General features: G+C 70.5%; 11 protein-coding genes. 6 read left to right on the forward strand and 5 right to left on the reverse strand.

The features are described from left to right. Window positions 1-499: energy transducer TonB family protein (locus tag ACR2JA_RS14540; RefSeq protein WP_434009794.1), on the forward strand; the 499-nt coding region annotated here is incomplete at its 5' end. Between the two features lie 7 nt (window positions 500-506). Here ACR2JA_RS14540 and egtD read toward each other — a convergent pair. Further along, window positions 507-1,511, reverse strand: a complete 1,005-nt coding sequence (gene egtD, locus ACR2JA_RS14545; RefSeq protein WP_434009795.1) for an L-histidine N(alpha)-methyltransferase — start codon at window positions 1,509-1,511, stop codon at window positions 507-509. 122 nt (window positions 1,512-1,633) lie between these two features. Between egtD and ACR2JA_RS14550 the strand changes: the two genes are divergently transcribed. The 5 genes from ACR2JA_RS14550 to ACR2JA_RS14570 all read left to right on the forward strand — a co-directional run bounded on the left by ACR2JA_RS14550 (window position 1,634) and on the right by ACR2JA_RS14570 (window position 5,466). After that, complete coding sequence (locus ACR2JA_RS14550) at window positions 1,634-2,509, forward strand: putative selenate ABC transporter substrate-binding protein (RefSeq protein WP_434009796.1); 876 nt, start codon at window positions 1,634-1,636, stop codon at window positions 2,507-2,509. Window positions 2,510-2,526: 17 nt separating this feature from the next. Continuing rightward, the gene (locus ACR2JA_RS14555) at window positions 2,527-3,360 is read left to right on the forward strand and encodes a phosphonate ABC transporter ATP-binding protein (RefSeq protein ID WP_434009797.1); all 834 of its coding nucleotides are present in this window, start codon (window positions 2,527-2,529) and stop codon (window positions 3,358-3,360) included. A gap of 102 nt (window positions 3,361-3,462) precedes the next feature. Further along, window positions 3,463-4,299 carry a PhnE/PtxC family ABC transporter permease gene (locus tag ACR2JA_RS14560; RefSeq protein ID WP_434009798.1) on the forward strand — a complete coding sequence of 279 codons (837 nt, stop codon included), beginning with the start codon at window positions 3,463-3,465 and terminating at the stop codon, window positions 4,297-4,299. Further along, a complete protein-coding gene (phnE, locus tag ACR2JA_RS14565) occupies window positions 4,296-5,126 on the forward strand; it encodes a phosphonate ABC transporter, permease protein PhnE (RefSeq protein ID WP_434009799.1) in 831 nt (276 codons plus the stop codon). The genes ACR2JA_RS14560 and phnE overlap by 4 nt, the downstream gene beginning before the upstream one ends. 55 nt (window positions 5,127-5,181) lie before the next feature. Further along, window positions 5,182-5,466, forward strand: a complete 285-nt coding sequence (locus ACR2JA_RS14570; protein WP_434009800.1) for a hypothetical protein — start codon at window positions 5,182-5,184, stop codon at window positions 5,464-5,466. A 12-nt stretch (window positions 5,467-5,478) separates the two neighbouring features. Here ACR2JA_RS14570 and ACR2JA_RS14575 read toward each other — a convergent pair whose 3' ends face one another. From ACR2JA_RS14575 to ACR2JA_RS14590, 4 genes are all read right to left on the reverse strand, one after another. Beyond that, on the reverse strand, window positions 5,479-6,372 hold the full coding sequence (locus ACR2JA_RS14575) for a patatin-like phospholipase family protein (RefSeq protein ID WP_434009801.1): 894 nt from the start codon (window positions 6,370-6,372) through the stop codon (window positions 5,479-5,481). After that, the gene (locus tag ACR2JA_RS14580; RefSeq protein WP_434009802.1) at window positions 6,372-6,980 is read right to left on the reverse strand and encodes a YHS domain-containing (seleno)protein; all 609 of its coding nucleotides are present in this window, start codon (window positions 6,978-6,980) and stop codon (window positions 6,372-6,374) included. Before ACR2JA_RS14580 ends, ACR2JA_RS14575 begins: the two co-directional genes overlap by 1 nt. Beyond that, window positions 6,977-8,365, reverse strand: a complete 1,389-nt coding sequence (locus tag ACR2JA_RS14585) for an ATP-grasp domain-containing protein (RefSeq protein ID WP_434009803.1) — start codon at window positions 8,363-8,365, stop codon at window positions 6,977-6,979. Before ACR2JA_RS14585 ends, ACR2JA_RS14580 begins: the two co-directional genes overlap by 4 nt. A gap of 100 nt (window positions 8,366-8,465) precedes the next feature. Further along, the gene (locus ACR2JA_RS14590) at window positions 8,466-9,581 is read right to left on the reverse strand and encodes a PQQ-dependent sugar dehydrogenase (RefSeq protein WP_434009804.1); all 1,116 of its coding nucleotides are present in this window, start codon (window positions 9,579-9,581) and stop codon (window positions 8,466-8,468) included. Between the last annotated feature and the right edge of the window lie 209 nt (window positions 9,582-9,790).

A 9,790-nucleotide genomic window follows, 5' to 3' on the forward strand; every position in this document is an offset into this window, starting at 1 on the left:
GCGCTACCGCCACAACTGGGGCCAGCACCTGCGCAGCCTCATGGGCACCGCCCACGAAGGGCCCGAACAGGGGGCGGTGCGCTTTCGCATCGAGATCGCGCCCAGTGGCGCGCTGGCCCGGCTGGACACCCTCTGGAGCACCTCACCCACCGTTGAACAGCGCGCCCGCGCCGCCGTGCGGCAGATGCCGCCCTTGCCGCCCACGCCCACCGGCCAGCCCCTGGTGTTCGAGAAAACCATCGTCTTCGACCCCTGGACCGCCGAAGCGCCCCCGCTCTACAAGAACGACTGCGAGCCGGACCCGCCGGCGCACGGCAACCGCTTCGTGTGGGACGGGCGTTCGCCCCAGGTGGTGGCCGAGCAGGCGGTGGCCCAGAAGCTGGACCCTGTGGCCTACGCCGAATGCCTCAAGCTCCTGCCCCAGGACAGCATCGAGGCCGAAGCCGCCAGCGACGAGCGCCAGCAGAAGCAGTGGGCCTCGCCCACGCTGGGGCGCTGAGGCTGCTTCAGGGGGCTGGCGCCCAGAACACGCTGAACCAGCCGCGCGCATCGGTCCAGTGCGTAGCGGGGCCAAAGCCCGCTTCGCGCAACAGCGCCTCGAACGCCTCGGGCGTCCACTTGTAGGAGTTTTCGGTGTGCAGGCGTTCACCGTCGGCGAACACGCGCTCGCCACCCGGCCAGCGCACGGTCATCGCGCCCTCGGCCTGCAGGTGCATTTCGATGCGCGATTCGGCCGTGTTGAAAAAGGCCACGTGGCGCCAGCGCGCGGGCGCGAAGTCGGTGCCCAGCAGGCGGTTGACGTGCAGCAGCAGGTTGCGGTTGAAGGCCGCGGTCACGCCCAGCGGGTCGTCGTAGGCGGGCTCCAGGATGGCCGTGTCCTTCACCCGGTCCACACCGATGAGCAGGCCGCCGCCAGGGCCGCCGGCCGCGCACACCGCCCGCGCCTGGCGCAACAGCGCCAGGGCCTCGGCGGGGGTGAAATTGCCGATGCTCGACCCGGGGTAGAACACGCAGCGCGGCGCCGCGGCCTGGCCGTGCGCGGCCAGCCAGGCGGCCGCCTGCGCGGGCAGCGCCAGCGCGCTGGAAAAGTCCAGCCCCAGGCCCAGCATGGGCCGTTGCGGGTGGCGCTGCTGCAGCTGGCCCAGGGCGTCCCGCAGGTAGTCCACCGAAATGTCCACCGCCACGTAGCCGGCCGGCCGCAGCACCGGAAACAGGCCCGCCGCCTTGGCGCAGCTGCCCGCGCCCAGGTCGATCAGCACCGCACCGGGCGGCACTTGCTGCGCCATGGCCGCCCCCTGCGCGGTGAAGATCGCCGCCTCGGTACGGGTGGGGTAGTACTCGGTCAGCTCGGTGATGGCGTCGAACAGCCGCGAGCCCAGCGCGTCATAGAAATACTTGGGCGCGATGTGCGCGGCCGGGGCCCGCAGGCCGGCGGCCAGCTCGGCGCGCAGCGCCTGGGCATCGGTCTGGTGCAGCTGGACAAATTCGGGCGTGGAGGGCGTGGGGGACATGGGTTCTCCGGGTGCGGTGGCCGCCACACTGTAGCAACCGCATCGCATGCCCTCACGGCGATGCCGGCGTGCGTGGCCGGGTTCTAATACGCGTTCCCTTATCCCTCTTGATCGGATACCCCATGCACGCACAGAACCTCTCCCGCACCAAACGCGCACTCTTGACCTGCGCCGTGCTCGCCGCCTCCGGCATTGCCTCGCTGGCCCAGGCCCAGCAGACCGTCTTCCGCGTGACCGCCATCCCCGACGAATCGCCCACCGAGCTCGCGCGCAAGGCCGCGCCGCTGGTGAAGTACCTGGAAAGCAAGCTGGGCATGAAGGTCGAGTTCACGCCCGTGACCGACTACGCCGCCTCGGTCGAAGCCCTGGTCAACAAAAAGGTTGACCTGGCCTGGTTCGGCGGCTTCACCTTCGTGCAGGCCAACGTGCGCTCGGGCGGCAAGGTCATCCCGCTGGTGCAGCGCGAGGAAGACGAGAAGTTCAAGTCGGTCTTCATCACCGCCGACCCCGCGATCAAGACCCTGGCCGACCTCAAGGGCAAGGACGTGAGCTTCGGTTCGCAAAGCTCCACCAGCGGCCACCTGATGCCGCGCAGCTTCCTGCTGCAGGCCGGCCTGAACCCCGAGAAGGATTTCCGCCGCGTGGCCTTCAGCGGTGCGCACGACGCCACCATCGCCGCCGTCGCGTCGGGCAAGGTGCAGGCGGGCGCGCTGAACATCTCGGTGTGGGACAAGTTCGTCGCCGACAAGAAGGTGGACACCGAGAAGGTCAAGGTCTTCTACACCACACCGCCCTACTACGACTACAACTGGACCGTGCACGCCGACATGCCGGCCGCCACGCGCCAGAAGCTGGCCGACGCACTGCTCTCGCTGTCCAAGGCCACGCCCGAGGGCAAAGAAATCCTCGAACTGCAGCGTGCCACGAAATTCGTGCCCACCAAGGCCGAGAACTATCGTGGCATCGAAGCCGCTGCCCGCAGCGCCGAACTGCTGTGACCCTCCAGGGTTGATCCTTGAAGATCGCACTGAACGCCGCCAGCGCCCGCCACCCGGCGGCCCGGCCGGGCGCAGCCCCGGCCCTGCAAGCGCTGGACTTGCGGGTCGCACCCGGTGAGCAGGTGGCCGTGATCGGCCCCAGCGGCGCGGGCAAAACCACGTTGCTGCAGCTGCTGGCCTGCGCCCTGCCGCCCAGAGCCGGTTCGGTGATGCTGGACGACCAGGCGCCCTGGCAGCTGCCGCGCGCCGAACTGCAGCGCCTGCGCGGGCGCCTGTTTCTCGCGCCGCAGGTGCCGCCGCTGCCGCCGCGCCAGCGCGTGGTCACGGCTGTGCTGGCGGGCCGCCTGCCGGCCATGGGCACCTGGCAGAGCCTGCGCTCGCTGTTTTACCCGGCGGACATCCCGGCCGCCTTCGACGCGCTGGACCGCTTCGACCTGGCCGACAAACTGTTTGAACGCGTCGACCGCCTCTCGGGCGGCGAGCGCCAGCGCGTCGGCCTGTCGCGTGCGCTGCTGTCGCCGGCCTCGCTCTGGCTCATTGATGAGCCCTTGTCGGCGCTGGACCCGACGCGTTCGCACCAGGCCATCGACACGCTGCTGAGCGCCGCCCGCGAACGCGGCGCCACGCTGGTGACCACGCTGCACCAGGTGGACGTGGCGCTGGAGCACTTCCCGCGCATCGTCGGCCTGCGCGACGGCGCGCTGGCGTTCGACCTGCCCGCGGCCGAGGTGACGCGCGAGCGCCTGCGCGCCCTGTACGCGCAGCACGAGCACGAACTGACCGGCCCGGCACCCGCGCTGGACGACGCCATGCCCGCCACGCCGCAGCCGGTCGTCATGCATTGCCGCTGATGAAACACCCCCGCGCCGCTTCGCGTCACCCCCTCAAGGGGGCGCAGCCAGCAGCCCGGCACAGCCGGTTCTGCGGCCGCCGCTGGCCGCAGGCGTCTCGCCATGGCTGAGTTGCACTTGCGCCTCCCGCCCACCCGCGACCCCGCGTGGCTGCCGCGCCTGTTCTGGACCGGCGCGGCGCTGGTGCTGCTGTGGCCGCTGCTGGTGGCCACCGAATTCAAGCCCTGGGTGCTGTTCGAGGCACAGTGCCTGACGGTCAGCGGCCAGTTCATCGCCAGCTTCTTTCCGCCCGCGCACGGGGCCGACTTCCTGTGGATGGTGGCGCAGGACACCTGGCGCACCGTCGCCATGGCCACCGCCGGTGTGACGCTGGCGCTGGGCCTGGCGATCCCGATGGCGCTGCTGGCCACCCGCGTGCTGTCCATTTCCGCGCTGTCGGGCCGCATGGCGCGCGGGCCGTTCTGGCTGCGCCAGGCGGTGCGCTGGGGTCTCATCGTGCTGCGCAGCATCCCCGAACTGGTGTGGGCGCTGGTCTTTGTGCGCGTGGTCGGCCTGGGGCCCACGGCCGGTGTGCTGGCCATCGCGCTGACCTATGGCGGCATGCTGGGCAAGGTGTACGCCGAGATCCTGGAAAGTGGTGAAACCCATGCCACCGAGGCCCTGCTGCGCAACGGCGCAGGCCGCGTCCAGGCCTTCTTTTATGGCCTGCTGCCGGCCAGCGCGGCCGAGCTGACCAGCTACACCGTCTACCGCTGGGAATGCGCGATCCGCTCGTCCGTGGTGCTGGGCTTTGTGGGAGCGGGCGGTCTGGGCCAGCAGATGGACAACGCCATGAAGATGTTCAACGGCGGCGAGGTGGCCACCATGCTGCTGGTCTTCATGGCCCTGGTGGCGCTCGCTGACCGCACCAGCGCCTGGTTGCGTAAGGCACTCGGATGACCTCCAAGCCTCGCGCCGCCAACCCGCCCTACAGGCTGCCGCCGCCGCTGTTCGACGCGCGCTGCAAGGCCTGCTGGTTCACGGCCGGCCTGGTGGTGCTCGTGGTCGCCAGCTTCTGGTCGCTCGATCTGCAGTGGGCACAGTTCTTTTCGGCCGAAGCGGCGGCCAGCATGGGACGCTTCGTCGGCGAATTTTTTCCGCCCGACACCTCGCCCGCCTTTTTGAAGAAGGTGGCCGCTGCCGCCTGGGAAACACTGGCCATGTCGGCGCTGGGCACGCTGCTGGCCGCCATCGGCGGGCTGGTACTGGCACTGCCAGCCAGCCGCCTGCACAGGCGTGACGCGGCCCGGGGCCGCGCACCCACGCGGCTGCTGCTCAACGCGCTGCGCAGCGTGCCCGAACTGGTCTGGGCCGCGCTGCTGCTGATCTCGGCCGGGCTGGGCCCGTTTGCCGGCACCCTGGCGCTGGCGCTGCACACCACGGGCGTGCTCGGCCGGCTGTTCGCCGAAGCGATCGAGAACGCCCCGCCCGGTCCGGGCGACGCGCTGCGCGCGCAGGGCGTGGGCAGCGGCCGCGTGTTCCTGTACGCCACGCTGCCGCAGGTGCTGCCGCAGTTGCTGAGCTACACGCTCTACCGCTGGGAAAACAACATCCGCGCCGCCGCCGTGCTGGGTGTGGTGGGCGCGGGTGGCCTGGGCCAGCTGCTGGCCTTCCACATGGGCCTGTTCCACATGCCCAAGACCGCCACCGTGCTGGGCGCCATGCTGCTGCTGGTGGCCATCGTCGACGCGGCCAGTCTGGGCACGCGGCGGCTCATGACGCGGTAGAAAAAGCCACCCTGCGCGCATGCGCGCGGCCCCGTCCCCCACACCTGCGGCACCCATGTCCATCGCGGTCCTCATCCTTCTCACGGCCCTGACCGCCAGCATCGCCTTCTGGCATGGCGACCGATCGGCCGGTGAGACAAAACGCGCCCGCACAGTAGGGTTCGCACTGGGCTTGCTGGTGCTGCTGTTCCTCGGGCTCTGGGTGTCGGGCCGCGCGGGCAACGAACCCGCGGCCTACGGCTTTGGCATCGCCATCGCCTTGGCACTGGCCATCATGCTGGTGGCCGGCATCGCATCGGCTGTTGGCAGGGCACTGCGCCGGCGCAAAGACCGCGACTGACCGCATGCAGCGTCAAGCCGCGTGCAACGCCCGCAACGCCACCGAGCGCGCCATCGTCTCCCGATAGCCGATGGCCATGACCCGCTCGCGGTAGTCGCGCGAGAAGCCGGCGTAGTAGCCGGTATCGGGGTGCAGCAGCAGGTCGGCATCGCGCGCGTCGGGTTCGGTCAGGGCGCGCTTGCGCAGGTCGCCGGCGCGCCACGCTTGCGTGCCCTCGGGGGCACGGTCTTCGTGGGCGGAGGCGTCCACCGCCAGCACGCGCTGCGCGCCCAGGCTGCGGGCCAGGCGCACCGGCAGGGGCTGGTGCAGGTCGGCGTCCACGTGCGGCACGCCGTGCAGGGCCACGGGTGAGAACTGGCCTTCGATGGCGCTGGAAGCCTGCACCGCCAGGCCGGCGTCGCCGTGGTTGAAGGCCACCAGCATCCGGGCCGAGGGTCGCCAGGCGACACAAGCCACGGGCACGTCCAGCGCCTGCAGCGGCCGGCCGCCGACGCCGCTGCGCACCCAGTCGGCCAGCGCATCGCCGCTGAGCCAGGGCGGGCCGAAGGGGTTGACGCGCATCACGCGCCAGGGGCTAGCGGTCAGGGCCAGTTGCTGCAAGGCCAGACCGCGGTGACCGGCGGCGCGCATCACCCCCACCAGTGCCCCGGCCGAGGCGCCGACGATGAGGTCGGGTTGAAGACCGAGCTCGTCCAGCGCACGGATCACCCCGACGTGCACGAAGGCACGCGGCCCGCCCGAACTGAGCACCCAGGCCACACCGAAGCTCCGCGCCCACGGTTGCTGGCTGGGCGCGTCGGGGCCGTCGTGGTTGCGGTCGGCGCGGAAGCTGGAGACCGACACACCGGCCCCGGCCACCAGGGAAAGCGCGCCGCCGAGCCAGTGGCGCCGCCGCCAGCCGGCCATCAGGGCTTGGACGACTTGGCCGCGGCCACGGCCTGGGCCAGTTCTTCACCGGTCTTGTAGTGCGGCACCTTGAACACCAGGCGCTTGGCGCGCTGGATGAAGCTGTTGCCGCCCTGGATTTCCTCGCCCCAGTATTTTTCGGCGAGTGCCAGGTTGGTCTTCTCGTCGAGTTCAAACGCGTCCTTGCTGGCCTGGCCGCCGAAGATGTAGAGCTTGCCGTCGATGATCTTCCAGGTGTCGGCATCGCCACCCCAGGGGATGGCGTAGGCAATGCCGTTGGCGCAGTAGCCGCCGAACTGCGGCAGGTACTTCTGCGGCGCCTGGTCGAAGGCGGCCTTGTGCTCGGCGCTGGCGAAGTGCAGGGTCACGCCTTCGTGGGTGGACTTGAAGGCGCTCTGGCCCTGCACGTACTTTCCGTCGGTGAAATAGGCCACCACGTCGGCGCCTTTGAGCAGCACGCGTTGATCGGGCGGGAGCTCGACCGCGTTGACCGGCTGCAGCGCGCCAGACGGGTTCTGCGCCTGCATGGCGCCACAGCCGGCCAGGCCCAGTGCCAGGGTGGCCACGGCCAGGGTGCGAACGATCGGGGTGCGGAGGGTGTGTTTCATGGTCGGACTCGCAAGGATTGTGGGGACAGGGTGGGGCTGATGGGCGCCGCGTGGCTGGTGTGATGCGTCGGCGGTGCCTGAAGTTCGGCGTAGGGCGCGGGCCAGCCGAGCAAGGCGCTGGCGGCTTCGCAGCGTGCGCGCAGGTCGGCCGCGTCGCGCCCGCCCAGGTGCACGATGCCGTAGCGGTAACTGCCCAGCCATTTGAAGTCGCGCGTCATGGAGCCGCGCGGCTTGGGGAACGGGAACAGCAGCGCGTCCGGGAAGGCCTGGGCCAGCGCCCGGCGGCGCGCGGCGTCGGGCATGGTCACGGGCGTGTGGGCGTCGAACACGCGGTAGACGAAGCTGGCCGCCGCACCGGCCACGGGTGCCACACGCAGCACGCCGGCCGGGTCTTCGCCGTGCGCCAGGGCCAGGGCCAGGGCGTGCAGGTCCAGCCCCAGCACGCGCAGGTACAGGTCGGAGAACTGCGAGGCCATGCGCGGGTTGAACTCGATCACGGTGAGCCGGTCGCTCGCCGCGTCGTAGAAGAATTCCATGTTGAACAGGCCGTGCGTGAAGCCCACGGCCTGCAGGAAGCGGCGCGCCACGTCCAGTGCGCGCGCCTGCACCGGCTGCGGCAGCTTGCTCGGCAATTCGAAGCGCATGAAGGCCTGGGTGCCGGGGTACATGACGGCGTCCACCACGCCCAGGGCGTGCACCTCGCCGTTGAACGCGTAGCCGTCGAGGTTGAACTGCTCGGCGCGCACCGGCGCTTCCAGCAGCAGGCGGTGGGCGCTGGGCAGGCCCGGTGCCAGGTCCGAACCCAGCCGCTGCTGAGCCATGCGCTCGAAGGGCTCCACCAGCCGGCGGATGACCCACAGCTCCCAGGCGCCAAAGCGGGTGTGGCGGTGCAGGTCGGCGTGGCTGTGCACCTCGCGCGCGAGCACCGAGAACGCGGCCTTGACCGGCTTGACGAAGCGCGGGTAGGCGATGCCCGGCGGGATGGGCGCGCCGTAGTCGGCGTCGAGCAGCTCAAAGTCCACATTGGCTTCGGGCGCCACGCGCTGCAGCACCTGACGGGCGTGGAACTTGTGCTGGCAGGCCAGGATGGCCGCCACCGGTGTGCCAGGCCAGCCCATGCGTTCGGCCAGCAGGGCCGCGGCCAGCGCACCGAACTGCTCGTGCTGCGAACCGACCGCGCCCCAGCCGCGCCGCGCGGCCTGGCGGGCCAGCCGATCGACGAACCGCGTCATGTCGAACCAGGCCAGGTGCGCGTTGCTGGGGAAGGCAAACAGGTCAAAACCCGCTTCGTCAAAGGCCATGCCCCGCGCAGCACCGGCACGGGCGTGGCCGATGGCGTCCCAGTCGTGGTTGAACAGCAGCAGGGTGCGGGGCGGAGCGGACATGGTCGGGCAGGAACTCTGCCCAGTATGTCGCAAACGGTCGCGGTTTCTTACAGCAGGGCGGCTCAACCCGGGGCGCTGGTCGGGCGGTCCGGTGTGCCTTTCAGCGCGGCAGCAGGCGCAGCAACTGGCCGTCGCGGTCGTCGGTCAGCAGGTACAGCGTGCCGTCCGGCGCCTCGGCCACATCGCGCACACGCTCGCCGATGTCGGTCAGCAGCTTGTCCTCGCGCACCACGCGGGTGCCGTCCAGCACCAGGCGCGAGAGGTAGCGGAACTTGAGCGAGGCCACCAGCAGGTTGCCCTTGAAACCGGGGCCGTAGCGGTCGGTGGTGACGAAGGTCATGCCCGCCGGCGCGATGGACGGCGTCCACTGGTGCAGCGGCTGCACCATGCCGGCCTTGGCGGTGAGGCCTTCGCCGATGGCACCCCCGCCGTAGTTTTCGCCATAGGTGATGACGGGCCAGCCATGGTTCTGGCCGGCCTCGGGGCGGTTGATTTCGTCGCCCCCCTGCGGGCCGTGTTCGCTGGTCCACAGGCGCCCGTCGGGGCCGATGGCGGCACCCTGCACGTTGCGGTGGCCCAGGCTCCAGATCTCGGGCCGGGCCCCGGCGCGGTTCACAAAGGGGTTGTCGGGCGGCACCGTGCCGTCCTTGCGCACGCGCACCACCTTGCCGTGGTGGTTGTCCAGCGTCTGCGCGTCCTGCATGCGGTGGAAGCGGTCGCCCAGGGTGAGGAAGATCGTGCCGTCCGGCGCCTCGGCGATGCGGCAGCCAAAGTGCAGCCGGCTGCTGACTTTGGGCTGCTGGCTGAAGATCACCTTCACGTCTTCGAGCTTCGCGGCATCGGCCGACAGGCGCGCCCGCGCCAGCGCGGTGCTGTTGCCGCCGGGGCCGGGTTCCGAATAGCACAGGTACACCTGCCGGTTGCGCGCGAAGTCGCGATCGGCCGCCACGTCCAGCAGGCCGCCCTGCCCCACCGCGTCCACCGCCGGCACACCAGCCACCGGCTCGCCCAGTCGCCCATCGTGCTGCACCACGCGCAGACGACCGGGCCGCTCGGTCACCAGCACACGCCCGCCGTCGATGAAGGCCATGCCCCAGGGGTTTTGCAGGCCGCTGGCCACCACTTCGGTGCGCAGCAGCGGGGGCGTCTGGGCGGTGGCCAGGGGGGTGATGCACGCCAGGGCGGCAATGAGGGACAGGGGTCTCAGGTGTTTCATGAAGCACTCCGATGATGTCGGTTGGTGTTCACCGTCACCGACAAGGTTCCATGTCACATGCCCGTGCACGCCCACAAGCTTGCAATTTGGGAACTGGATTCCACGATTGCAAGGATGTGAAGGGCTCAATCAACCCGAAACAGGACCCCGTGTGCGCCCCAAAAGCCGCGGCGTTGGCTGCCTGGGTCGGGGCAGTTGCACCCTACGCC

This window comes from Hydrogenophaga sp. (assembly GCF_051007235.1).
Lineage (GTDB): Bacteria > Pseudomonadota > Gammaproteobacteria > Burkholderiales > Burkholderiaceae_C > Hydrogenophaga.

What these genes read in the sequence shown, in the direction of transcription:
- ACR2JA_RS14580 (WP_434009802.1), bottom strand. Translation starts at nt 6,980, where the DNA reads ATGAAACACACCCTCCGCACCCCGATCGTTCGCACCCTGGCCGTGGCC.
- phnE (WP_434009799.1), top strand. Translation starts at nt 4,296, where the DNA reads ATGACCTCCAAGCCTCGCGCCGCCAACCCGCCCTACAGGCTGCCGCCG.
- ACR2JA_RS14550 (WP_434009796.1), top strand. Translation starts at nt 1,634, where the DNA reads ATGCACGCACAGAACCTCTCCCGCACCAAACGCGCACTCTTGACCTGC.
- ACR2JA_RS14585 (WP_434009803.1), bottom strand. Translation starts at nt 8,365, where the DNA reads ATGTCCGCTCCGCCCCGCACCCTGCTGCTGTTCAACCACGACTGGGAC.
- ACR2JA_RS14560 (WP_434009798.1), top strand. Translation starts at nt 3,463, where the DNA reads ATGGCTGAGTTGCACTTGCGCCTCCCGCCCACCCGCGACCCCGCGTGG.
- ACR2JA_RS14575 (WP_434009801.1), bottom strand. Translation starts at nt 6,372, where the DNA reads ATGGCCGGCTGGCGGCGGCGCCACTGGCTCGGCGGCGCGCTTTCCCTG.
- ACR2JA_RS14590 (WP_434009804.1), bottom strand. Translation starts at nt 9,581, where the DNA reads ATGAAACACCTGAGACCCCTGTCCCTCATTGCCGCCCTGGCGTGCATC.
- egtD (WP_434009795.1), bottom strand. Translation starts at nt 1,511, where the DNA reads ATGTCCCCCACGCCCTCCACGCCCGAATTTGTCCAGCTGCACCAGACC.
- ACR2JA_RS14570 (WP_434009800.1), top strand. Translation starts at nt 5,182, where the DNA reads ATGTCCATCGCGGTCCTCATCCTTCTCACGGCCCTGACCGCCAGCATC.